Annotated in this window: 24 protein-coding genes; 5 read left to right on the top strand and 19 right to left on the bottom strand. The window is 68.9% G+C overall.

Going from position 1 to position 23312, the window contains the following annotated elements; translation table 11 throughout:
• The first annotated feature begins 4 nt into the window (after positions 1 to 4).
• Genes ACSFA0_RS16140 through mnmH form a run of 4 tightly spaced genes read left to right on the top strand, consistent with a single transcriptional unit; the run spans position 5 to position 3525 of the window.
• On the top strand, positions 5 to 826 hold the full coding sequence (locus ACSFA0_RS16140; protein ID WP_435451282.1) for a phosphonate ABC transporter ATP-binding protein: 822 nt from the start codon (positions 5 to 7) through the stop codon (positions 824 to 826).
• On the top strand, positions 823 to 1653 hold the full coding sequence (locus tag ACSFA0_RS16135; RefSeq protein ID WP_435451281.1) for a PhnE/PtxC family ABC transporter permease: 831 nt from the start codon (positions 823 to 825) through the stop codon (positions 1651 to 1653). Before ACSFA0_RS16140 ends, ACSFA0_RS16135 begins: the two co-directional genes overlap by 4 nt.
• On the top strand, positions 1650 to 2456 hold the full coding sequence (gene phnE / locus ACSFA0_RS16130) for a phosphonate ABC transporter, permease protein PhnE (RefSeq protein WP_435451280.1): 807 nt from the start codon (positions 1650 to 1652) through the stop codon (positions 2454 to 2456). Before ACSFA0_RS16135 ends, phnE begins: the two co-directional genes overlap by 4 nt.
• Positions 2449 to 3525 carry a tRNA 2-selenouridine(34) synthase MnmH gene (gene mnmH / locus ACSFA0_RS16125; protein WP_435451279.1) on the top strand — a complete coding sequence of 359 codons (1077 nt, stop codon included), beginning with the start codon at positions 2449 to 2451 and terminating at the stop codon, positions 3523 to 3525. Before phnE ends, mnmH begins: the two co-directional genes overlap by 8 nt.
• A gap of 36 nt (positions 3526 to 3561) precedes the next feature.
• Here the strand turns inward: mnmH and ACSFA0_RS16120 are convergent, their stop codons facing one another.
• The 12 genes from ACSFA0_RS16120 to ACSFA0_RS16065 all read right to left on the bottom strand — a co-directional run bounded on the left by ACSFA0_RS16120 (position 3562) and on the right by ACSFA0_RS16065 (position 15865).
• A complete protein-coding gene (locus ACSFA0_RS16120) occupies positions 3562 to 4500 on the bottom strand; it encodes a universal stress protein (protein WP_435451278.1) in 939 nt (312 codons plus the stop codon).
• A gap of 490 nt (positions 4501 to 4990) precedes the next feature.
• The gene (locus ACSFA0_RS16115) at positions 4991 to 6001 is read right to left on the bottom strand and encodes an aldo/keto reductase (RefSeq protein ID WP_435451277.1); all 1011 of its coding nucleotides are present in this window, start codon (positions 5999 to 6001) and stop codon (positions 4991 to 4993) included.
• A gap of 78 nt (positions 6002 to 6079) precedes the next feature.
• On the bottom strand, positions 6080 to 6490 hold the full coding sequence (locus ACSFA0_RS16110; RefSeq protein WP_435451276.1) for a hypothetical protein: 411 nt from the start codon (positions 6488 to 6490) through the stop codon (positions 6080 to 6082).
• Positions 6487 to 7734, bottom strand: a complete 1248-nt coding sequence (locus ACSFA0_RS16105; RefSeq protein ID WP_435451275.1) for a formate dehydrogenase subunit gamma — start codon at positions 7732 to 7734, stop codon at positions 6487 to 6489. The genes ACSFA0_RS16110 and ACSFA0_RS16105 overlap by 4 nt, the downstream gene beginning before the upstream one ends.
• 10 nt (positions 7735 to 7744) lie before the next feature.
• Complete coding sequence (locus ACSFA0_RS16100; RefSeq protein WP_435451274.1) at positions 7745 to 7993, bottom strand: hypothetical protein; 249 nt, start codon at positions 7991 to 7993, stop codon at positions 7745 to 7747.
• Entirely contained in the window at positions 7990 to 8610 is a 621-nt protein-coding gene (gene fdh3B, locus ACSFA0_RS16095) for a formate dehydrogenase FDH3 subunit beta (RefSeq protein ID WP_262075124.1), read from the bottom strand. Before fdh3B ends, ACSFA0_RS16100 begins: the two co-directional genes overlap by 4 nt.
• 9 nt (positions 8611 to 8619) lie before the next feature.
• Positions 8620 to 11613, bottom strand: a complete 2994-nt coding sequence (locus ACSFA0_RS16090) for a formate dehydrogenase subunit alpha (protein ID WP_435451273.1) — start codon at positions 11611 to 11613, stop codon at positions 8620 to 8622.
• Between the two features lie 13 nt (positions 11614 to 11626).
• A complete protein-coding gene (locus ACSFA0_RS16085) occupies positions 11627 to 11857 on the bottom strand; it encodes a formate dehydrogenase (protein ID WP_435451272.1) in 231 nt (76 codons plus the stop codon).
• Between the two features lie 101 nt (positions 11858 to 11958).
• A complete protein-coding gene (locus ACSFA0_RS16080; RefSeq protein WP_435451271.1) occupies positions 11959 to 12582 on the bottom strand; it encodes a TorD/DmsD family molecular chaperone in 624 nt (207 codons plus the stop codon).
• A complete protein-coding gene (locus tag ACSFA0_RS16075; RefSeq protein WP_435451270.1) occupies positions 12579 to 14696 on the bottom strand; it encodes a 4Fe-4S dicluster domain-containing protein in 2118 nt (705 codons plus the stop codon). Before ACSFA0_RS16075 ends, ACSFA0_RS16080 begins: the two co-directional genes overlap by 4 nt.
• Positions 14620 to 15285 carry a DUF3306 domain-containing protein gene (locus tag ACSFA0_RS16070; protein WP_435451269.1) on the bottom strand — a complete coding sequence of 222 codons (666 nt, stop codon included), beginning with the start codon at positions 15283 to 15285 and terminating at the stop codon, positions 14620 to 14622. Before ACSFA0_RS16070 ends, ACSFA0_RS16075 begins: the two co-directional genes overlap by 77 nt.
• Entirely contained in the window at positions 15278 to 15865 is a 588-nt protein-coding gene (locus ACSFA0_RS16065) for a DUF3305 domain-containing protein (RefSeq protein ID WP_435451268.1), read from the bottom strand. Before ACSFA0_RS16065 ends, ACSFA0_RS16070 begins: the two co-directional genes overlap by 8 nt.
• 207 nt (positions 15866 to 16072) lie before the next feature.
• On the opposite strand from ACSFA0_RS16065, the gene ACSFA0_RS16060 reads away from it, so the two are divergent.
• A complete protein-coding gene (locus tag ACSFA0_RS16060) occupies positions 16073 to 16471 on the top strand; it encodes an FHA domain-containing protein (RefSeq protein ID WP_435451267.1) in 399 nt (132 codons plus the stop codon).
• Between the two features lie 3 nt (positions 16472 to 16474).
• On the opposite strand, the gene fdhD is transcribed toward ACSFA0_RS16060, so the two are convergent.
• From fdhD to ACSFA0_RS16025, 7 genes are all read right to left on the bottom strand, one after another.
• A complete protein-coding gene (gene fdhD / locus ACSFA0_RS16055) occupies positions 16475 to 17338 on the bottom strand; it encodes a formate dehydrogenase accessory sulfurtransferase FdhD (RefSeq protein ID WP_435451266.1) in 864 nt (287 codons plus the stop codon).
• Entirely contained in the window at positions 17335 to 17628 is a 294-nt protein-coding gene (locus ACSFA0_RS16050) for a hypothetical protein (protein ID WP_435451265.1), read from the bottom strand. The genes fdhD and ACSFA0_RS16050 overlap by 4 nt, the downstream gene beginning before the upstream one ends.
• Before the next feature lie 9 nt (positions 17629 to 17637).
• Positions 17638 to 19992, bottom strand: coding sequence for an FdhF/YdeP family oxidoreductase (locus tag ACSFA0_RS16045; protein ID WP_435451264.1), 2355 nt, complete (start codon positions 19990 to 19992; stop codon positions 17638 to 17640).
• 17 nt (positions 19993 to 20009) lie between these two features.
• Positions 20010 to 21101 (bottom strand): iron-sulfur cluster carrier protein ApbC, encoded by a 1092-nt coding sequence (gene apbC / locus ACSFA0_RS16040; protein ID WP_435451263.1) that lies wholly within the window; start codon positions 21099 to 21101, stop codon positions 20010 to 20012.
• 77 nt (positions 21102 to 21178) lie between these two features.
• Complete coding sequence (locus ACSFA0_RS16035) at positions 21179 to 21856, bottom strand: YceH family protein (RefSeq protein WP_435451262.1); 678 nt, start codon at positions 21854 to 21856, stop codon at positions 21179 to 21181.
• The gene (locus ACSFA0_RS16030; RefSeq protein WP_435451261.1) at positions 21857 to 22894 is read right to left on the bottom strand and encodes an isocitrate/isopropylmalate dehydrogenase family protein; all 1038 of its coding nucleotides are present in this window, start codon (positions 22892 to 22894) and stop codon (positions 21857 to 21859) included. It lies immediately after the preceding gene.
• 37 nt (positions 22895 to 22931) lie between these two features.
• Complete coding sequence (locus ACSFA0_RS16025) at positions 22932 to 23204, bottom strand: DUF2798 domain-containing protein (protein ID WP_435451260.1); 273 nt, start codon at positions 23202 to 23204, stop codon at positions 22932 to 22934.
• Between the last annotated feature and the right edge of the window lie 108 nt (positions 23205 to 23312).

The following is a 23312-nucleotide window of genomic DNA, read 5'->3' as shown; positions in this document are numbered from 1 at the left end:
GCGGATGAGTTTCTCGCTGGCCGCCGTCGGCCTGGTGCACCCCAACGGGCACCGTGCGCTGCAGGGCGTGACGCTGGCAGCGCGCGTGGGCGAACGGCTCGCGGTCATCGGGCCGTCGGGCGCGGGCAAAACGACGCTGCTGCGCGTGCTCGGCGCCGCGCTGCGGCCGAGCGAGGGCACGGCCACGCTGCTCGACGTGGCGCCGTGGCAGCTCGCCGGCCCTGCGCTTCGCAGGCTGCGCGCGCAGATCGGCACGGTGCACCAGACCCCGCCGATCGCGCCGCGTCTGCGCGTGGTGACGGCCGTGCTCTCGGGGCGGCTGGGCGAATGGTCGGCGCTGCGGGCGCTGTCGTCGCTGCTGCATCCGTCGGACATCGCGGGCGCGCACGAGGCGCTGTCGCGCGTCGCGATGGAAGACCGCCTGTTCGACCGCTGCGACCGCCTCTCGGGCGGGCAGCTGCAGCGCGTGGGCATTGCGCGCGCGCTGTACCAGCGGCCGCGTCTGCTGCTGGCCGACGAGCCGGTGTCGGCGCTCGACCCGACGCTGGCCGACGCCACGCTGCAGCAGTTGGTGGCGCAGAGCGAATCGACCGGCGCGACGCTGGTGGCCTCGCTGCATGCGGTCGATTTGGCGCTGCGGTGGTTTCCGCGCATCGTCGGCATGCGCGACGGGCAGGTGATGTTCGACGCGCCCGTGGGCGACGTCACGCCGCAGATGCTGACCGCGCTGTACGCGAGCGAAGGCGCGCTGCCGATGCAGGGCGTGGCGGATGCCTTGCCCGTGCGCGCCGCCGCGGCGGTGGTGCCGCGGCCGGACTGCCTGTGACCGCCACGACCGCCCCGTTGCACGACCCGGCCGCGCGGCGCCGCCTCGTCGGGTTTCTGGCGGCGCTGGTCATCTCCTGGCCAATGCTGAAGCTGGCCGAGTTCAACCCGGCCGCGCTGTTCGCATCGGGCAACCTGCAGGTCATCGGCGGCTTTCTCGGCGCCTTTCTGCCGCCCGAAACCGCACCCGAATTCCTCGCGATGCTGCTCAAGGCCACGCTCGAGACGCTGGCCATGGCCACGGCCGGCACGGCGCTGGCCTTCGTCATCGGCGCGCCGCTGGCCTTCATCACCACACGCGCGCTGTCCGTGTCGCGCATCGGCCCGGGGCCGGGCCGCGTGCGGGCGGGCGTGGTGCGGCAGGCGGGGCGCGGCGTGTTGATGGTGCTGCGCGCCATCCCCGAGATCGTGTGGGCGCTGATCTTCGTGCGGGCGCTGGGCCTCGGCCCGGCTGCGGGCGTGCTGGCGCTGGCCATCACCTACGGCGGCATGCTGGGCAAGGTGTACGCCGAGGTGCTGGAGTCGACCGACACCCGCCCTTCGCGCGCTCTGATCGAGGCGGGCAGCAGCCGGCTCGCCGCGCTCTGCTACGGGCTGCTGCCCAACTGTGCGCAGGAGCTCGTCTCGTACACCGTGTACCGCTGGGAATGCGCGGTGCGCGCCTCGGTGGTGATGGGCTTCGTCGGCGCCGGCGGGCTGGGCCAGTTGATGGACCAGTCGATGAAGATGCTCAACGGCGGCGAGGCGAGCAGCATCCTGCTGGTGTTCCTGGCGCTGGTGCTGCTGGCGGATGCGCTGAGCAATGCGCTGCGGAGGCTGCTGGCATGAGCACGGTCCGCGCGTTGCCCGCCGCACCGCCGCCCTGCCTGCGCTGCTGGGCCGTGCTCGGCGGCGTGCTGGCGGCCGTGTTCGCGAGCTTCGCCTACCTCGCCATCGACTACCGTGCGCTGTTCACGCGCGAGTCGCTGGGCTTCATGGGCACCTTCGTCGCGGAGTTCTTCCCGCCCGACCTGTCGGCCGGCTTCGTCACCAAGACCGCGTGGGGCGCGCTGCAGACGCTGGCCGTCTCCGCGCTCGGCTCGCTGCTGGCCGCAGCGGCCGGCGCGGTGCTGGCGCTGCCCGCGTCGGGCCGTGGCGGTGCCGTGGCGCGGCAGGCGTCGCGCTTCGTGCTGAACCTGCTGCGCAGCGTGCCCGAGCTGGTCTGGGCCGCGCTGATGGTGCTGGCCGCGGGCATCGGCCCCTTCGCGGGTGCGCTGGCCTTGGCGCTGCACACCACGGGCGTGCTGGGCCGGCTGTTCGTCGAAAGCCTGGAGAACGCGCCGCGTGAGCCCGAGCAGGCGCTGCGGCACAGCGGTTCCGGCGCGGTCGCGGCCTTTGCCTACGGCAGCCTGCCGCTGGTGCTGCCGCAGTGGCTGGCCTACACGCTCTACCGTTGGGAAATGAACATCCGCATGGCCGCAGTGCTGGGCTTCGTCGGTGGCGGCGGGCTGGGCCAGCTGCTGTACTTTCACCTGTCGATCTTTCAGCAGCCGCAGGCCATGACGGTGCTGATCGCCATGTTCGCACTGGTCGCGCTGGTCGACGTCGCCAGCGGCCGGTTGCGGCGCACACTGGGGCCTGCCTATGCCTGAAGACAACAACAACCATCGCCGCCAGCCGACCCGCGTCACCGACCGGCACGACTTCGACACGATCATCGACGCGCGCTCGCCGGCCGAGTTCGCGCTCGACCACATCCCGGGCGCCGTCAACTGCCCGGTGCTCGACGACGAGGAGCGCCGCATCGTCGGCACCATCTACAAACAGACCGGCGCCTTCGAGGCCCGCCGCGTGGGCGGTGCGATGGTCGCGGCCAACCTCGCGCGCCACCTGCGCGAACAGTGGGCCGACAAGCCGGCCGACTGGCGGCCGATGGTCTATTGCTGGCGCGGCGGCCTGCGCAGCGGCTCGATGGTCAACTGGATGCGCCTGGTCGGCTGGGACGCGCGCCAGCTCGCGAGCGGCTACAAGGCCTTCCGCCATCACGTGCTGGAGATCATCGAGACGGTGGTGCCGCGGCTGCAGCTGAAGGTGATCTGCGGCGCCACGGGCAGCGCCAAGACGCGCGTGCTCGAAGCCCTGGCGGCGCGCGGCGAACAGGTGCTCGACCTGGAGCATTTCGCCAGCCACAAGGGCTCGCTGCTGGGCGCCCTGCCCGGCGTGCCGCAGCCGTCGCAGAAGGGCTTCGAGACGCTCATCGCGACCGCACTCGAAGGCCTGGATCTCTCACGCCCGCTGTACATCGAAGGCGAGAGCGCGCGCATCGGCCGCATCGCGCTGCCGGTGCCGCTGGTGACGCGCATGCGCGCGGCGCACTGCATCGAGGTCGAGGCGACGCCCGAAGCGCGGCTTGCCTTCCTGCTGCGCGACTACGCCTACCTCGCCGACGACCGCCACGCGCTGGCCGAAACGCTGGGCCGGCTCAAGGAAATGCAGGGGAAGGAAACCGTGCAGCGCTGGCAGGCCTGGGCCGAGGCCGGCGACCTGCCGCCGCTGTTCGCCGAGCTGATGGCGCTGCACTACGACCCACACTACGAGCGCTCGCAGGCGCGCCACTTCGCGGCCTGGCTGGAGCGTGACCGCGTGGCGGCGGCGGACCTGACGGCCGAAGGGATCGATGCGGTGGCGCAGGCGATTCGGGCCTTGCAGGCGCAGGGTTGACGGCTGCCGCCAGGCACCGCACGACAGAGGCCGCGGTCAGCGCGCGTGCCATTCCAACGTGCTGCGCGCCGACACCGGTGCGCGCTCGGTCTGCAGCCGACGGGCCGCGGATGTGCTCGACGCAGGTTGCCAGTCATGCGGAATGATCAGCACGTCGGCACGCAGGTCGTCCGTGGCCGAGAAGTCCAGGATGCGGGCGGCCACGCTCCCGAACAGCAGGTCCGAAAAGGTCGAGGCGGGGTGCTTGCCCACGACGATGAGCTCCGTGCCGTTGCGCTGCTGCTGCACCAGCGTCTGCCTGGCGGGGTCGCCGTGCGCGATGGCCGACTGCACCCGGTTGCGCCTCGCATCGTAGGAGTCGGTGAGCCAGAACATCCGGTCCTGCGCGTAGCGCCTGCATTGGTCACGGTAGGCCTTGATGGCGCGATCCGAGACTTCGGCGTACCGGAGCTTTCCTTCGTTGGCGGTGCTGACCGCATGGAACAGCTCGACCGACGCCGTCTTGCTCAACGAGAAGCCCACGTCTACGAGGGCACGTGAGGCCTCGGAGAAGTCGACAGCGACCAGCAGGCTGCGGTACGAATGCCTGGCGTTGCGGCGCGCAACAAGAACAGGCCGCCGCGCGCTGCGCATCAGCGCTTCCACCGGTTGGCCGAGGAAGAACGAACCGAGGCTCCTCACCGGTGCGGTGCCCCACACGACCAGGTCGGCGGCGTTCACCTCCGGCAGGAGGTCCTCGACCGCATGGGCCAAGCGGCTCGCGGCACGGGCATTGATGCGGTGGATCTGCGAAAGCTGCAGCGCATGGTGGGCGAGCCGAGTCGCCGCGTCCGCCGGTGGCGCGTCTCCCGGGTAGGCCAGACAGACCAGCGTGAGCACGGCACCGTGTTCGGCGCTCAACAGCGCCGCACGGTCCAGCGCCATGTCTCCGTGGATCGAGAAGTCGGTCACGGCAAGAATGGAACGAGGGGTCATGAGAAATCCTGCTTCGTACGGGTGCACTGCCAGCTTGCCGAGAGGGGCGTGATCAGGCTCCGCGAGCGTTGGCTCGTCGCGAACAACTGCATGCATGGCAGCACCCCATCGATGCGAACGCCGCTAGGTCGGACGTCCGCTGACGCGCGAGGCTTGTGCCCGGCGGTGGATGGTTGCGCTGAAGGGTGAGAGAGCGACCGCCGGGCTTAGGAATGTGCGGGCGTCAGCTGACGACGCCGCATCTTTGCGGCCGCGCGCGCATAGGTCGCTGCGCGAAGCAGTGCGGCCAAGGCAGCGTGGGTGCAAACGAGGGCGGTGGTCATGGAAAGAGTGTAGGCAACGGCGCGCCGCCATGCCCGTTGTGCGACCTATAGCCTCATGCCTCTTGCCAGATTGAATCAGCCACGAGAGCGTGGCCCAACGATGGCCCCTCGCGGGCTCGATCGGCTCGAGCCTTGCGGAGGGAGGAGCGGCGTCGCGCAGCGCGCGCTCAGCGCGGTGCGTCGCCCTTGCGGAACTCGGCGGTGAGCTCGTCGAGCTTGGTCTTCAACGCCGGGTCGAGCTTGTACTCGGCCGCCGCCAGCGTGGCGTCGAGTTGGTCGGGCCGGCTGGCGCCCAGCAGCGGGGCGGTGATCAAAGGGTTGGCCATGACCCAGGCGACGGCCAGCGTCGCCAGCGGCACGCCGGCTTCGTCGGCCACCGCGTGCAGGCGCTGCACGGTGTCGAAGCTGCGGTCGTTCCAGTAGCGATCCTGGTACATCGCGCCGGCGGTGCCGAGCGTGAAGCGGGTGTTCTCCTCGGGCTTGGCGCCCGGCTTGTACTTGCCGGTCAGCAGGCCGCCGGCCAGCGGGTTGTACGGAATCACGCCCAGGCCCTCTTCACCGCACAGCGGCAGCAACTCGCGCTCGATCTCGCGGAACAGCAGGCTGTAGCGCGGCTGCACCGACACGAAGCGCGTGAGCCGCAAAAAGTCGGCGCGGCCCAGCGCGCGCGCCAGGCGGTAGGCCAGGAAGTTCGACACGCCGATGTAGCGTGCGCGGCCCGACTTGACGATGGTGTCCATCGCCTCGATGGCTTCGTCGAGCGGCGTCTCGCGGTCGTCGCTGTGCAGCTGGTAGAGGTCGACATGGTCGAGCTGCAGCCGCTTGAGCGACGCGTCGATGGCGCTCAGCAGGTGCTTGCGCGAAGCGCCCTGGTCCCAGGCGTTCGGGCCCATCTTGCCCACCGCCTTGGTGGCGACGATGAAGTCGCCGCGGCGGCTCGCGCCCTGGGCCTTCAGCCAGCGGCCGACGATCTCCTCGGTGCGCCCGGCCGTGTCGAGCCCGCCGCCGAGCGGGTACACGTCGGCGATGTCGAGGAAGTTGATGCCGCCGTCGGTGGCCTTGTCGAGGATGGCGTGCGAGACCGACTCTTCGGTCTGCAGGCCGAAGGTCATGGTGCCGAGCGCCAGACGCGACACGGTGAGGCCGGTGCGGCCGAGGCGGGTGGTGGGGATGCTCATGCGAAGGCCCTTCGGGTGACGGTGGGCGGCCAGTTTAGGCAATCCACCCCGCCCCTGCGCGCGCCTTGCGCAGCGCCCTCACTTCTTGTCGGTAGGGATGGCCTCCGAGGCCTTCTGGTTGGTGTTGGGCGGCGCGGTGGCCGTGGTCGCGGGCGAATGGGCACCCGCGGCTTCGATCGGCTTCGGATCGACCGCCGGCACGTAGGCGAAGGGGCCCGGGTCGACACACGACGGTGTGCCGACCGGCGTCGGCACCGGCTTGCCGGCCTCGGCGGCACTGGCGCGGTACTTGGCCGCCACGCGGTCCTGTGCCTGGCACAGCTTGAGGGTGTCGACCTTGGCAGCCCAGGCCGCCTTGGCGGCCGTTTCGGCGGCCTTGGCCTTGGCTTCGGGGGTCGGGTTGGGCGTCGGCAGCTTGGCAAAGGCCGAGGGCGCAGCGAGCGCCAGAGCCAGCACGGCAGGCGCGAACGTGTTCATCGAGAAAGTCATGAGGGGGTTCCTTCGGCCGGCACGTTGCGCGCCGGAGTCGTGCGGGCCTCGGCCGAGCGCTGCGCCGGGATCTTGCCGGCCACGATGTCGTCGTACCAGAGTTCGTGGTGCTCCTTGGCCCAGGTCTCGTCGACGTAGCCGGTGCGCATGGCCTTGTAGGCGCCCGACATGCCCAGCGTGCCGATGTAGATGTGGCCCATGATCATCGCGGTCATGCACAGGGTGGCGACGGCGTGGATCATGTGCGCGATCTGCATTTCGCCACGCGTGTAGACGAAGCCCGGCAGCAGCTTGTCGAGGAACAGGCCCGAGCCGATGACGAAGGTGCCGAGGAACAGCACGCCACCCCAGAACACCGCCTTCTCGCCAGCGTTGAAGCGGTGCGACGGCACTTCCTGGCCACCGAACAGGCCGCCGGCGCGGCGCAGCCAGCTCAGGTCCGCCTTGGTCGGCCAGTTGCTGCGGATGAAGGTGACGATCATGAAGATCGTCGTCACCACGAACAGCGGGCCGACGAAGTTGTGGATGGTCTTCAGCGCGTAGGTCAGGTAGCCGAAGATCGAGCCGCCGAGCACCGGCAGCAGGAAGAACCTGCCGAAGGCCATCACGATGCCGGAGATGGCGAGCGTGACGAAGGCGATGGCGTTCGACCAGTGCGTCGCGCGCTCGAAGGGCGTGAAGCGTTCGATCTTGCGGCCGGTTTCCTTGCCGTGCAGCCCGATGGTGCCGCGCGTGAAATAGAAGATCGCCAGCGCCAGCAGCGTGACGAAGAGCAGCGCCGCGCCGTACGGAATGATCCAGTTGTTGCGCACCTGCCGCCAGGCCTCGCCCGCGTTGGTGTAGCGCGAACCGGGGTACTGCACGAAGGGCTGGATCAGGTTGCCGGCCTCGGGCGCTTCGCTCTTGGGCAGGCTGCTGTAGCCGGTCGTCCCCTGCCCCACCTGGCGCCACATCGGCGCGTTATTACCGGGCTGCACCTTGGCGCGCTCGCCGTTGGTCTGGTTGAGGTAGTTGGGGTCGGCGCTGGCCTCGGGCTTCACGTCGAAGATGTTCTGGCTGCGAATGCCGCCGCTGGCAGGCACGGCTGCGGGTGCCGGCGATGCAGTGGCAGGCGCCGCAGGCGCGGCAGCGGGCGCCTCGGTGACGGTACCGCTCACGGAAGCACCGGCAGGCTGCGCCGCCGCCACGCCCGCGCCGAGCGCCATCGCCAGAACCAGGGAAGCTGTCGTCAGCACATGTCTCATGTGGCCTCGCTCAGTTCTCTTTGTTGTATTCGTTCTGGCCCAGCATGCGGGTCTTGATCTGCTGTTCCCAGGCGGTCTTGTCGCCGACCTTCCAGCCGGGCGCCGTGAAGACCGTGCCGGTGTTGGCCTGTTCGCCGGTGCCGCTCCAGGGGACGGCGTCGTACTTGACGCCCTGAGCGTTGGTCTGTGGCTTCTCGCCGCAGGCCGCGAGCAGCGCGCAGCCGGTCAGCGCGATCGCCGCGATGCCAACGCGCTTCATTGCTTCACCCCGTTGGTCGGCGTGCCGGCCTGCTGCGAGCCGTAGGCCGTGCCCCAGCCCCACACTTCGGCGCCCTTGCCGCGATGCAGCACGCGGGTGCGGAAGATGTCGGCCACCACGTCGCCGTCGCCGGCGAGCAGCGCCTTGGTCGAGCACATCTCGGCGCAAGCCGGCAGCTTGCCTTCGGCCAGGCGATTGCGGCCGTACTTCTCGAACTCGGCTTCGGAGCCGTTGGCTTCCGGGCCGCCGGCGCAGAAGGTGCACTTGTCCATCTTGCCGCGGGCGCCGAAGGTGCCCTGCGTCGGGAACTGCGGCGCGCCGAAGGGGCACGCGTACGAGCAGTAACCGCAGCCGATGCAGACATCCTTGTCGTGCAGCACCACGCCTTCTTCGGTGCGGTAGAAGCACTGCACCGGGCAGACGGCCATGCAGGGCGCGTCGGAGCAGTGCATGCAGGCCACCGAGATCGATTTCTCGCCCGGGACCCCGTCGTTGAGCGTGACCACGCGGCGGCGGTTCACGCCCCACGGCACCTCGTTCTCGTTCTTGCAGGCCGTGACGCAGCCGTTGCACTCGATGCAACGCTCGGCGTCGCAGACAAATTTCATTCGTGCCATGGCCAGTCCTTAGGCTTTCTCGACGTTGCAGATCGTCGTTTTCGTTTCTTGCATCATCGTCACGCTGTCGTAGCCGTACGTGGTGCCGGTGTTGATCGCCTCGCCGCGCACCACAGGGTGTGCGCCAGCCGGGTAGTAGGGCAGCATGTCCACGCCTTGCCAGTGGCCGGAGAAGTGGAAGGGCATGAAGACGGTGTCGGGCCCGACGCGCTCGGTCACCAGGGCCTGCACATTGAGCTTGGCGCCGGTCGGCGTGTGGACCCAGGCACGGCCGCCGTTCTGGATGCCCTTGGAGGCCGCCACCTGCGGGTTGATCTCGATGAACATCTCCTGCTGCAGTTCGGCCAGCCAGGGGTTCGAGCGCGTCTCTTCACCGCCACCTTCGTACTCGACCAGTCGGCCCGACGTGAGCACCAGCGGGAACTTGTCGGCGACCTTGTCGGCGATGTTCTTCTGCTGGATGGTCTTGTACAGCGTGGGCAGCCGCCAGAACGCCATCTTGTCGTCGTGCGTCGGGTACTTGACCATCAGGTCCGGCCGGTTGCCGTAGAGCGGCTCGCGGTGCTGCGGGATCGGGTCGGGGAAGTTCCAGACCACGGCACGCGCCTTGGCGTTGCCGAACGGGTGGCAGCCGTGGTTCTTCATGAACACGCGGATCATGCCGCCGGAGTTGTCGGTCTTCCAGTTCTTGCCGTCGGCTTCCTTCTTCTCGGTCTCGTTGAGCTCGTCCCACCAGCCGAGCTTCTTCAGCAGCAGGTGGTCAAGCTCGGGGTAGCCGGTCGTGATGTCGGCGCCCACGGAATAGGAGCCGTCTTCGGCCAGCAGGTTCTGCCCGTCGCGCTCCACGCCGAAGTTCGCGCGGAAGTTGCCGCCGCCGTCCATCACGTGTTTCGACGTGTCGTACAGGTTGGGCGAGCCCGGGTGCTTGAATTCGGGCGTGCCCCAGCAGGGCCATGGCAAGCCGAAGTAGTCGCCCGCGATGTCGTAGCCGTTGACCGAGTCCTTGACCGAGCCCTTGGCCTTGAGCGTTCGCACATCGAAGGCGCCCATGTTGCGCATGTGGGCCTGCAGGCGCTCGGGGCTCTGGCCGGTGTAGCCGATGGTCCACACCGACTTGTTCATCTCGCGCAGGATGTCGTCGGGCACCGGCTCGTCCATGCCGTTGACCTTCTGCATCTTGTAGTTCTTGCTCAGCTCCTTGCCGAAGCCCAGACGGTCGGCGAACTGCTGCATGATCATGTGGTCGCTGCGGCTCTCCCACAGCGGCTCGATCACCTTCTCGCGCCATTGCAGCGAGCGGTTCGACGCGGTGCACGAACCGCTGGTCTCGAACTGGGTGCAGGCCGGCAGCAGGTAGACGGCGCGGTTCGGGTTCTGGTCTTCCGGGCGCCCAGGCATCGCGGCCATGGCCGCCGTCGCCGACGGGTACGGGTCGACCACCACCAGCAGGTCGAGCTTGTCCATCGCGCGCTTCATCTCCAGACCACGGGTCTGCGAGTTGGGCGAGTGGCCCCAGTAGAAGACGCCGCGCAGGTTGGAGTCCTGGTCGATCAGCTCGTTCTTCTCGAGCACGCCGTCGATCCAGCGCGACAGCGTGATACCCGGCTTGCTCATCATCGCGGGCGAGGCGAACTGCTTCTTGATCCACTCGAAGTCGACACCCCACGCCTTGGCAAAGTGCTTCCACGAACCTTCGACCAGGCCGTAGTAGCCGGGCAGCGAATCTGGGTTGGGACCGACGTCGGTCGCGCCCTGCACGTTGTCGTGGCCGCGGAAGATGTTGGTGCCGCCGCCGCTCTTGCCGACGTTGCCCAGGGCCAGTTGCAGGATGCAAGAGGCGCGCACGATCGCGTTGCCGATGGTGTGTTGGGTCTGGCCCATGCACCACACGATGGTGCCGGGGCGGTTCTCGTTGAGCCAGGTCGCGACCTTCAGGACCTGTGCTTCCTTCACGCCGCAGGCCTCTTCAACCTTGTCCGGCGTCCACTTGGCCAGCACTTCTTCGCGGACCTTGTCCATGCCGAAGACGCGGTCGTTGATGTACTTCTTGTCTTCCCAGCCGTTCTTGAAGATGTGGTGCAGCACGCCGAACAGGAAGGCGATGTCCGAGCCCGAGCGGATGCGCACGTATTCGTCGGACTTGGCCGCGGTGCGGGTGTAGCGCGGGTCGACCACGATCACCTTGCAGCCGTTTTCCTTCGCGTGCAGCAGGTGCAGCATGCTCACCGGGTGCGCCTCGGCGGCGTTCGAGCCGATGTACAGCGCCACCTTGGCGTTGCGCATGTCGTTGTACGAATTGGTCATGGCGCCGTAGCCCCATGTGTTCGCCACGCCCGCGACCGTGGTTGAGTGGCAGATGCGCGCCTGGTGGTCGCAGTTGTTGCTGCCGAAGAAGCTGACGAACTTGCGCAGCAGGTAGGCCTGCTCGTTGCTGTGCTTGGACGAGCCGATCCAGTAGACCGAGTCCGGGCCGCTGGCCTGGCGCAGGTCCTTGATCTTGGCGGTGATCTCGTCGAGTGCGGTGTCCCAGCTGATGCGCTCGTACTTGCCGTTGACCAGCTTCATCGGATAGCGCAGGCGGTATTCGCCGTGGCCGTGCTCGCGCAGTGCAGCGCCCTTGGCGCAATGCGCGCCGAGGTTGATGGGCGAATCGAACACGGCTTCCTGACGCACCCAGACGCCGTTCTCGACGACGGCGTCGGCCGCGCAACCGACCGAGCAGTGCGAGCAGATGGTGCGCTTGACTTCGATCTTGCCCTTGCCGATGGCCGTCGGGCGGCTCGCATCGGCGGCGTTCGCCTTGCGGATCAGCGTGAGCTGGGTGGCGGCGAGGCCGACGCCGACGCCCAGGCCCGAGCGGCGCAGGAAGGCGCGGCGGTCCATCGTCGGCAGCGCATTCGACAGGCCACGGCGCAGGCTGTGGATAAAGGGCGACGCGCCCGCAGGAGCGGCGCCAGCGTGGCCGGCACGCGTGGCACCGGAGGACTTCTTGGTCAACAACATGGTGGTGCGTTCCTCAGGCCGCGGCGGTGCGGTAGTAGCGCTTGACGTGCTCGCTCAGCGAGTAGCCGCCGCCGTTGTCGGGGGCGGGCGGCAGGGCCGGCGTGGCCTCTTGTGCGGCGACCGGCGATGCACCGACGTGCGGCAAGGCCGTCACCACGGCGGCGACCGCTCCGACGGTTGCGGCACCCACGAAAAAGGTGCGGCGCGAGCCCGGCTTGGGCTGCTTCGATTGGCTGTCCTGCATGAAAACTCCAGGAGTGGCTGGCGAGAACCAGATATGAACTCAATTACATACGTCTGGATACTAGTCGAGACCCTGAAGCCCCAGCACACCAGTGCGTCATTTCAGGCGTCGAGCATCTCGAAACCCTGGGCCTCGACCTCGACGAATGCCCCCGTGAAACCGGCAAGGGCCGCGTAGAGACGCGCCTTCGGATGCTGCGCCACCGCGTCGCACAGCGCCGGCAGCCACGGCTGCACATGCGTGGCGAAAAACGCACGCTGCCGGGTCAGGTTCGCCACCGCGACATCGTCGCCGGCGATCAGGTAGCGCATCACCTCGAACAGGCAGGCGACGTGGTCCTCGGTTTCGTAGATGCCCTCCTCTCGCACCAAACCCAGTGCGTCGAGGTCGTTGCGCAATTGCGCCACCGGCTTGTCGTTGAGAAAGCCGCTGAGGTAGTGAGAACCGAAGAGGTACACCTCGGGCTTGCCCATGCCGCCGAAAAGCGCGTCGTACTCGGCGTGCGCCGCCGCGGCGTCCATGCCGCGCGCCACGCCGACCAGCGCGCGCCACGGTTCTTCGAGGAAGGCGCCGGACGCCGGCGCCTCGGTGACGGCGACCTGCAGCGCGTCGAGCAGCGCCGCGTCGGGCGCGGCGTACCAGAGCCGTGCGAGCAGGCCGTAGAGCTCGGCGCGCGCGATCTCCTCGTCGAGGGCGGAAGAAACAGGGGGCGTGGCGTCGCTCATAGCGGGGTGATCTTCTGTTCGTTCGATGCGCTGTAGAGGTCGATGACCCGGCAGTCGCTGCACATCTTCAGGCGTTCCAGCGCCTCGCCCTGGAACATCGCGTGGCCAGAGAGCTTGCCCAGCATCGCCTCGATGGCCTTGACGGTACCGAAGGGCTTGCTGCAGCGGATGCAGGCCCACGGCTGGGCCTCGTTCAGCACCACGGGCTGTCGGCGCTCGGGGGCGGCGAGCAGGCGCGGCACGAGCTGGATCGCGTTCTCCGGGCAGGTGCTTTCGCACAGGCCGCACTGCACGCAGTTCTTCTCGATGAAGCGCAGCTGCGGCGCGTTCTGGTTGTCCTGCAGCGCGCTGGCCGGGCAGGCGCTGACGCAGGCCAGGCACAGGGTGCAGGTGGCCTTGTCGACGGTGATCGCACCGAAGGGGGAGCCGGTGGGCAGCGGGATGGCGAGCGGTGCCACCTCACCGCGTGCCTGCAGCGCGGGCGCCGCGTCCATCAGATGGTCGAGCGTCATCTCGAGCGTGCTGCGCTTGTCGGCACCCACGGCAAAGCGGGCCGCCTGCGCCGGCACCTGCTGCCGCGTCTGGCCGAGCGCGGCCAGCGCGGCATCGAGCGCAGCTGGGGTGCGCGCCTCGATCAACTGGAAATGCGTGCCGGCGTAGCCCAACCCGCGCAGCAACGCTTCAGCTATGTCCATCTGCTGCTTCAGCGCAGCCAGGTAGTCGGGCGCTTCCTCGCCGGTCGACAGCACCGCGACCTGCGTCGCGCCGAAGGCGAGCGCGCTCAACCACAGGTCGATGCCGGTGCTGGCGGCATGCCACAGCGCGACCGGGATCACCCGGGCCGGCACGCCGTTCGCGCGGCCGAGCTGCGCCTGTCGACCGAGTTGCTCGACCAGCGCCTGGCCGGCCTCCTGGCTGTGCAGCAGCAGCGCCGGCTCGCGCCCGCCGGCCTTGGCGTAGGTCGCGAGCAAGGTGCGCAGCTTGAGGCCCTGGTCGGGCGCGCGCGGGTAGGTGTAGCCCAGCGCACCCGTCGGGCAGACCGTGGTGCAGGCGCCGCAGCCCACGCACAGGTTGGGGTTGACGACGATGCGCTGGCGTTCCTTGTCGCTCGAAATCGCATGCGCGGAGCAGACCTCGACGCAGGCGTTGCAGCCGATCTGTTCGTTGCGGCTGTGGGCGCAGAGCTTCTGCTTGTAGTCGAAGAACTTCGGCTTCTCGAACTCGCCCACCATCTCGCGCAGGCGCAGCAGCGTCTGCAGCGCCTCGGCCGTGCCGAGCCCGCCCGGCAGGCGGAAGTAGCCCTGCGGCGGCGCGTGCCAGTCGACCAGCGGCGCGGCGCCGAGGTCGAGCACCAGGTCGAACGCGGCGTCGAGCGTCTCCGGCGCGCGGCCGAAGCGGATGGCACCGGCCACCGTGCAGGCCCGCTCGCAGTCGCGGTGCGATGTGCACTTCGACTCGTTGATCTGGTAGTCGAGCCCGATGGCCTGTTCGGGACAGGCGGTGACGCACGCATTGCAGCGGGTGCACAGGTCGAGGTCGATCGCATTGCTGCGCGTCCATTGCAGCTTGAACGCGCCGAGCCAGCCGGTGAAGGCATCGACCCGGCCGGCGACGACCGGCCAGCGGCGCTCCTGCATGCCGCCGGCCACGCCGGGGCCTTGCGAGAGGATGGTGACGTCCAGCGTGTCGGCCACCAGCGCGGCGGCCTGCTCGGCCTGGTCGAGCGGGCCGACGATCAGCAGCCGGCCCTGGCTGGCGTAGCTCACGGTTGCGACCGGGTCGGGTTCGGGCAGCGCGGCGGCCGCCAGCAGCGCGGCGATCTTCGGCATCGCCTGCTTCGCATCGCGGCTCCAGCCGCCGGTTTCGCGGATGTTGACGAAGTGGATCGGCGACGTGGCGTCGGGCGTCTGCTCGGCCAGCTCGCCGAAGAGGCGGCGTTCCTGCGTGCACGCGACGATCACGTCGTCGCCCGATTGGATCGCGCGCTGGAAGGCGCTCGCCTCACGGCGGCACAGCGCGGAATGAAGGGGCAGCGTTTCAGCCAGTGCGGTGCCGAGCGTCTTCGGCGCGAGCGGCATCGTCTGGTTGCAATCGCAGATCAGCGTTTGGGTCATCGGTCTTTTGGCTGGCAGGTTGCGCATCGGCAACCTGCGGGCTGGGGGGAATCCCGGAAGGCTCGGACTGTGCCACGGCCGGTGCGGCATCGCCCTGCGGGGTTTCTCCGGGCATTGGCGACGCCGCTGCTTCCTGCGTTTCAGCAGCGTCGGCGGCTTCGGGCTCCTCCTCGAACAGATTCAAAAACTTCGCGCTCGCCATCTGGCGCAGCACGCTCTCGGGCAGCGGCGACGGGATCGAGTAGTCGTCGATGTAGATGTCCATCCGGTCCATCACGTTGAAGTGCGGATCGGCGAAAAGCTTCTTGAAGGCGGCGTTCTTGACCTCGGGCGCCACGCCCTTCGCCATGAAGGGCTTGAAGTCCGAGTCGATGGTGAGAGCCGTGGTGTCGGCCAGCGTGGGCGGCGGCGGCGCGTCCGGTTCACCGGGTTCGGCGGGCGGCGCGACGGCCAGCGGTGCGTCTGTCGACACAGGGTGCGCGGGTGGCACCGCATCGGGCGGCACCTCGGCCGGGGCGACCACCGGGGCCTCCTCTGCGCGCGCCTGCTGCTTGCGCCGCGACCAGCGGTCGAAGAAGCCCTCAGACATCGCCGGCACCGCGCCCGCGCTTCTTCTCGGTGGACACGCTGGCCGCGTTGCCGAAGCGGTCGGTCAGCGGGCGGAAGCTCTCGGGGCGCTTGCGACGCTTGGGCTCGATCACGTAGTGCTCGGCCGCGAAGGCACGCACCCACTCGACGACTTCGGGCGGTGCCGGCACCTGCTCGACCGTCTCCTGCGCATCGAGCCAGCGGCCGGCTTCGTTGTAGCTCAGGCTCACCACCACCGGCACGGGGATCGGTTCATCGGCCAGGTGCGGCTCTTCTTCCATGCGCCACAGCACGAACCAGCACGGGGCCGGCGTCGTGACGTTGAGGTGGTAGCCCTCGGCGTCGTCGCGGAAGAGTTCGGCCTTGAAGCCGGGGTGCAGCCAGCGCTGCGCGCCGTCGTGTTCGTGCAGCAGGCGCGGTGCGGTGCCGAAGGCGGGCTCGTCGGGCACCACGCTGTCGAGGATCCAGCGCCAGGGTTGCCAGTGGGCGGACGGCCCCTGCACGCGTTCGCGCCGCATGATGACGGCCACGTCCAGCGCGGGGCGTTGGACGGGCGTAGAAGATTCTTCGGCAGTCGACATGGACGACGACGATAGCCGATGTGTGACGGACTGCTCAAAGCCTGCGCGCCATAGGGCCAAAGCGGCGAGATGGGCGGTTTCCGCCGCTCTGTTCGAACTTTGGTTCTCCATGGCCCGCCCCTACAGTGGCTCGACGGTGCCAGAGGCGGTGTGGCGGTGTCCCCGCCGCATCGGGCGACCGCGCTCAAAAGACTCGAGGACAAGAACATGCCGAAACTGATCGTCATCAACCAGCGCGGGCTGACCAAGCTGGTGCCCCTGCACACCGGCCAGACCACCGTCGGGCGCGGCTCGCTCAACAACATCGTGATCGACGCGGAGAGCGTCAGCCGCCATCACGCGGTGTTCGCGCGCGACGGCAGCACGGTGAAGCTGCACGACCTCAACAGCCGCAACGGCACCTACGTGAACGACGTGCGAGTGCGCGTGCGGCGCCTGCGGCACGGCGACACCATCACCATGGGCGACTGCACGCTGCGCTTTCTGAACGACAAGCCGCTGCACGAGGCGAGCGCGCCCCTCGGCCTGGATTCCCTCACCGCCGAATTCCAGAGCGTTTACGGCGCCGCCCAACCCGCGCCGCCCGGCTGGGACGCCCACCCCTGAGCGTCAGCCCGGCGTCTGACCGTCGGCGTACAGCACCGCTCGCGGCGCCCGGCACAGGCCCCACAGACGCAGCCCGGCCAGCTCGGCCACGTGAACGCCCATCGCGGTCGGCGCCGAGATCGTCGCCAGCGCGGCGATGCCGACGCGCGTGCACTTGCGCACCAGCTCGTGGCTGCCCCGGCTCGACAGCACGACGAAGCCCGGCTCACCCAGGCGACCCATGCGCGCCAGCGTGCCGATCAGCTTGTCCAGCGCGTTGTGGCGGCCGACATCCTCCAGCACCGCGACCAATTCGCCTTCCAGCGTCGCCCAGCCCGCTGCGTGGATGGCGCCCGCCTCGGCGTTGAGGCGTTGCCACGCCGGCAGCGCGTCGATGGCGCGCAGCACGGTCTGCAGGTCGACGCGCGACACCCAGTCGTGCGGCGGCAGCGGCTCCGACTCAAGCTCCAGACCGGCAAAGCTCTCGACCCCGCAGACCCCGCAGCCGGTGCGGCCCGCCAGGCTACGGCGCCGGCCCTTGAGCCGTTCGAAGCTGCGCGTGGAGATCTCGAGCTGCACCTCGATCGCGTCGACGCCCGGCGGCAGGCCGGCATCGGCGGCAGCGACTGTGTTCACCTCGATGCCGCGACAGTCGGCCGCGGCATCGAGGATGCCTTCGCTCAGCGCGAAGCCGAGCGCGAAGGCCTCGATGTCCTGCGGCGTCGCCATCATCACCGCGTGCGAGATGCCGTTGAAGACCAGCGCCACCGGCACCTCGGCCGCCAGCACGTCGTGGCGGGCCGTGCCTTGCGCATCGGCCGCGCCACCGAAGACCTGCACCGTGCGATGCAAGAGCGGCGACAGCACGGGGCGCGTGTCGACGGTCATGGTCTGTCCTCCTGCGGCGGCAGCGCGGCCAGAAGGGCGCGACCGGGCGCTTCGAGGTGCACCACCCAGCGGTCTTCCAACTGCACCACGCGCACCCATCCCGGCCCGCGCACGCCCGCAAGGGTGGCGTCGCCCATCAACGTGAGCTGGCGCATCAGCACGCTCGCGCCCTGCCCCAGCTGCTTGCCCAGCCGCGGCAGCGACACGCCGTCGTCGCGTGGCGCGTCGGCCAGCGCGCGCAGGATGGATTGAGAGAGCGGGTCGAGGTCGGAGCCGATGCCGGTGGTCATGCCCACACCTTAGCCGATGGCATAGGCGCTGGACTCGTGGTCGGCCTTGGCGGCGACGGGTGCGGTGTGCCGCGTGAGGATCACGGGAATCGACTTCGACGCCGGCGTGCCGGCATTGAGCGCGACCGAATCCAGCGGCACCAGCGGATTCGTCTCCGGGTAGTAGGCCGCCAAGTTGCCGCGCGGGATGTCATACGCCACCAGCTTGAAGCGGTCGGCACGACGCACTTGTGCACCGTCGCCAGCGTCTTCCCACACCGTGTGGATGTCGACCCAGTCCCCGTCCTTCATGCCAAGCGCCCGGATATCCGCTTCGTGGATGAAGACCACGCGGCGCTGGCCGAACACGCCGCGGTAGCGGTCGTCGTGCCCGTAGATGGTGGTGTTGTACTGGTCGTGCGAGCGCGTGGTGAGCAGCGTGAAGACCACCGTGTCGCCCTGGGCCGCGAAGCGCGCGCGGGCGCGGTGCGACGGCGTGTCGCGCGGCACGGCGTGTGCCACGAAGTTCGCCTTCTTCGTCGCCGTGGTCCACACCCGCTCGCTCGCGGTGTTGCGCAGGCGGAAGCCGCCGGGCACGGCCACGCGCAGGTTGAAGTCCTTGAAGTCGGCGAAGACCGCTTCGATCTTGTCGCGGATGCGCGCGTAGTCCTCGATCAGCCAGAGCCACGGCGTGCTGCTTCTGTGGCCGATGGTGGCCGCCGCCAGCCGCGCCACGATGGCTGGCTCCGACAGCAGGTGTTCCGACGCCGGCGGGTTGATGCCGGTGGAGATGTGCACCATGCTCATCGAGTCCTCCACCGTCACGCCCTGCGGGCCACCGGCCTGGATGTCGATCTCGGTGCGACCCAGGCACGGCAGGATCAGCGCCTCGCGCCCGTGCACCACGTGGCTGCGGTTGAGCTTGGTCGTGACATGCACCGTCAGGTCGCAGCGGCGAAGCGCCTTCCAGGTCTCGTAGGTATCGGGCGTGGCCGCGGCGAAGTTGCCGCCCAGCGCGAAGAAGACCTTGCCCTTGCCGTCGCGCATGGCGGCGATCGACTCGACCGTGTCCCAGCCGTGCGCGCGCGGCGGCTCGAAGCCGAAGACCTCGCCCAGCTTGTCGAGCAGCGCCACCGGCGGCTTCTCCCAGATGCCCATCGTGCGATCGCCCTGCACGTTGCTGTGGCCGCGCACCGGGCATGGGCCGGCACCGGGCCGGCCGATGTTGCCGCGCATCATCAGCAGGTTGACCAGCATCTGGATCGTGCCCACCGAGTTCTGGTGCTGCGTGATGCCCATGCCCCAGCAGAAGATCGCGCTCTTCGCGGCGCCATAGATGTCGGCGGCCGCCCGGATCTGCGCTTCGGAGAGGCCCGACTCTTCTTCGAGCACGGCCCAGGTCTCGCCGCGCAGGCCTTCGGCCACGTCGCTGAAGCCGGTGGTGTGCTCGCGGATGAAGTCGAGGTCGAGCAGCGACTCGCCCGCGTCCTGGCGATCGATCAAGTGCTTCATCATCCCGGCGACGACGGCCATGTCGCCGCCCACGCGCAGCTGGAAGTAGTGCGTGCTGATGAGGGTGGAGCCGAGCGTCGCCATCTCGAACTTGTCCTGCGGGTCGGCAAAGCGCTCCAGGCCGCGCTCGCGCAGCGGGTTGAAGCTGACGATCTTCGCGCCGCGCTTGTGGGCCGCGCGCAGCTCGCCCAGCATGCGCGGGTGGTTGGTGCCGGGGTTCTGGCCGAAGATGAAGATGGCGTCGGTCTTCTCGAAGTCCTCGAGCGTCACCGTGCCCTTGCCCACGCCGATCTGCGGCCGCATGCCGTTGCCACTCGGTTCGTGACACATGTTCGAGCAGTCGGGAAAGTTGTTGGTGCCGTACTCGCGCACGAACAGCTGGTACAGGAAGGCGGCCTCGTTGCTGGCGCGGCCCGAGGTGTAGAAGATCGCCTGGTTCGGGTCGGGCAGCGCGTTCACGTGCCGGGCGACCAGCGCGAAGGCGTCGTCCCACGCGATCGGCAGGTACTTGTCGCTGGCCGCGTCGTAGACCATCGGGTGCGTCAGGCGGCCCTGGTCTTCGAGCCAGAAGTCGCTCTGCTGCGCGAGCTGGGCGACGGTGTGCGTGGCGAACAGTTCGGGGCCGGCACGGCGCGCGGTCGCTTCCGCGGCCACGGCCTTCACGCCGTTCTCGCAGAACTCGAAGGTCGACGCATGGTTGCGGTCGGGCCAGGCGCACCCGGGGCAGTCGAAGCCGTCGGGCTGGTTGGCCGACAGCAGCGTCTTGGCGCCTTTGACCGCGATGTCCTGATGCAGCAAGGTCTGGGTCACGCTGCGCAAAGCGCCCCAGCCACCGGCGGGGCCCTTGTAGAACTCGATCTTCTGGTCGCCCATCGCGGTCTCGCTGCCGCTCAGGTGTCCTTGCTGACCGTGATGGTCGGGAACTTCGCCGAGAAGTCCTTGGCCTTCTCGGCGATGCCCACGGCAACCGTGCGGGCCACCGCCTTGTAGATGGCGGCGACCTCGCCGTCGGGATCGGCCACCACCGTGGGCTTGCCGCTGTCGGCCTGCAGGCGGATGTTGATGTCCAGCGGCAGCGCGCCGAGGTAGTCCATGCCGTACTGCGCCGCCATCTTCTTGCCGCCGTCGGCGCCGAAGATGTGCTCGACGTGGCCGCAGTTGGAGCACACGTGCACCGCCATGTTCTCGACGATGCCCAGGATCGGCACGCCGACCTTCTCGAACATCTTGATGCCCTTCTTGGCGTCGAGCAGCGCGATGTCCTGCGGCGTGGTGACGATCACCGCGCCAGTCATCGGCACGCGCTGGCTCAGCGTGAGCTGGATGTCGCCGGTGCCCGGCGGCATGTCGATGATCAGGTAGTCGAGGTCTTTCCAGTTGGTCTGGCGCAGCAGCTGCTCCAGGGCCTGCGTGGCCATCGGGCCGCGCCAGATCATCGCTTCGTCCTGGTCGACCAGGAAGCCGATCGACATCACCTGCACGCCGTAGTTCTCCAGCGGCTCCATCGTCTTGCCGTCGTCGCTTTCGGGGCGGCGGTCGATGCCCAGCATCATGGGCTGGCTGGGGCCATAGATGTCGGCGTCGAGCAGGCCGACCGAGGCGCCTTCGGCCGCCAGCGCCAGCGCCAGGTTGGCGGCTGTGGTGCTCTTGCCCACGCCGCCCTTGCCCGAGGCCACGGCGACGATGTTCTTCACGTTGGGCAGCAGCTGCACGCCGCGCTGCACCGCGTGGCTGACCACTCGCGTCGTGATGTTGACCGACACGTTGTCCACGCCCGGCACCGTGCGCGCCGCGGCCACGAAGGCCTTGCGCAACGCCGCGTGCTGGCTCTTGGCCGGGTAGCCGAGCTCGATGTCGAAGGACACGTCGCCTTCGCTGATCTGCAGGTTCTTCAGCGCCTTGGTGCTGACGAAATCCTTGCCGGTGTTGGGATCGAGAACCGCCTTGAGCGCGTCCTGAATCGCCGCTTGTGTGACTGCCATTGACAACTCCTGAATCGGGGTAGTCTAAGAGGCGATCCGCCCGCCGGGCAGCGACATCGCCAATGGCCCCTCGGGGCCTACGGCGCGACGCCGAGTTCCGACGCGATGCGCAGCACCAGCGCCTTCAGCTCGGCGACATCGGCTTCGAGCCGTGCGACGTTGGCCTTCAATGCCGCGACCTCGCCCAGCGAGGCATCGGCACCGGACGCGGCGGCCACCGGCGCGTCGTCGAGGGCGGGCTCGCCGCTCAGCAGGTGCGCCCAGCGGCTCTCGCGCGCGCCGGGCAGGCGCGGCAGCTTGACCACCAGCGCGCCGGCCGGGCGTTCGGCCAGTTCGTCCAGGAAGCCCTCGACCGACGAAATGTCGGCGAAGTTGTGCATGCGCTCGCTGGCGATGCGCAGCTCGCCCGCGGTCTGCGGACCGCGCAGCATCAGCACAGTGAGCAGGATGCTCGACTGCGACGGGATGCGCAGCACGCGGTCCATGTTGTGGGCATAGCGCGTCGCCCGGCCGCCGCTGCTCTCGTCGACCAGGTGGTAGCTCTTGAGGCTGTCGATCGCGGACTGCGCCTGCGCGTCGCTCACTTCCAGCACCGGGTTGCGGCTGGTCTTCTGGTTGCAGCCGGAGAGCACGGCGTTCAACGTCAGCGGGTAGCTGTCGGGCACGGTGCGCTGCTTCTCGACCAGCACACCGAGCACGCGGGTTTCCAAGAGCGAGAGGATCGGCAGCGGCCGCGCCGCGGGCTGTTCCGACACTCAGTTCGCTCCGGCGATGCGGGCCACCAGCGCCTTGGTGAAGGCCGCCGTGTTGGCCGTGCCGCCCAGGTCGCCGGTGCGCACCTTGTCGATGTTGAGCGTCTCGTCGATGGCGCGGCGCAGGCGCGTGGCCTGGTCGACCAGCTTGCAGTGGTCGAGCATCAGCGCGCCGGCCAGCAGCAGCGCGGTCGGGTTGGCGATGCCCTTGCCCGCGATGTCGGGCGCCGAGCCGTGCACCGCCTCGAAGATCGCCGCGTCGGTGCCGATGTTCGCGCCCGGCGCCATGCCCAGGCCGCCGACCAGGCCAGCCACCAGATCCGACAGGATGTCGCCGAAGAGATTGGTCGTGACCACCATGTCGAACTGCCACGGGTTGAGCACCAGCTTCATCGCGCAGGCGTCGACGATCATGGTCTCGAGCTCGAACTTGCCCTTGTAGCGCGGCTCTTCGTACAGCCGCAGGCCGGTCTCCAGGAACAGCCCGGTCAGCACCTTCATGATGTTGGCCTTGTGCACCAGCGTCACTTTCTTGCGGCCGGTGGCGATCGCGGTGTCGAAGGCGTACTCGAGCAGGCGGTGGCAGCCCTGGCGGGTGTTGATGCCGGTCGCCATGCCCACGGCGTGCGGGTCGTCGTCGATGCGCACATAGTGCTCGTGGCCGATGTAGAGGCCTTCGAGGTTCTCGCGCACCACCACCAGGTCGATCTTGTCGTAGCGCCCGCCCGGAATCACGGTGAGCGCCGGGCGCAGGTTGGCGAAGAGCTGGAACTCCTCGCGCAGCCGCACGTTCGACGAGCGGTAGCCGCCGCCCGACGGCGTCTCCAGTGGGCCCTTGAGCGCGAGCCGCGTGCGGCGAATGCTGTCGAGCGTCGCCGCCGGCAGCGGATCGCCCGCCTGCTGCACGCCGCCGAGACCGGCGACCTGGCGGTCCCATTCGAACGGGACCTTCAAGGCGTCGAAGGCGGCCAGCGTGGCGTCGACGATTTCGGGGCCGATGCCGTCGCCGGCGATCAGGGTGGCAGGAATGGCAGAAGTCATCACGGGGTGCTCTTTCAGTGAAAGGGGTTCAGCGGAATCAGCCCATGTCCACCAGCGCCGCGGTGGCCTTGCGGACCAGCGGCAGCACAAGCAGGAGCGTGGGGAAGGCGAAGACCCAGGAAAGCGCCCAGGCGCTCATCCAGATGCCGGGCATCTCGGGCACCGGGCCCACGCTGCGCAAGGTGCTGATCATCGACACCACGAAGGTCATGAGGATGGACAGAATCAGCGGCATGACCCAGCTGGCGGCGCGGGCGGGAAGCTTGCGAACGCCGAAGAAGGTTTTGGGGGGACGGGAAGACGGGTTCATTGAAAGCTCCAGGAGCCAGGCGAGCAAGGCGCCATCTTTCCAGCGCAGATGCATCGGAAGACTGCCACCCGGTCATGCCGGCTGCGGTCGGCGCGTTGCTTGACGTGA

Origin of the sequence: Variovorax restrictus, from assembly GCF_051216715.1 — a bacterium.
Lineage (GTDB): Bacteria > Pseudomonadota > Gammaproteobacteria > Burkholderiales > Burkholderiaceae_C > Variovorax.
The sequence above is the reverse complement of the archived record's forward strand: the minus strand, read 5'-3'. Positions and strand labels throughout refer to the sequence as shown.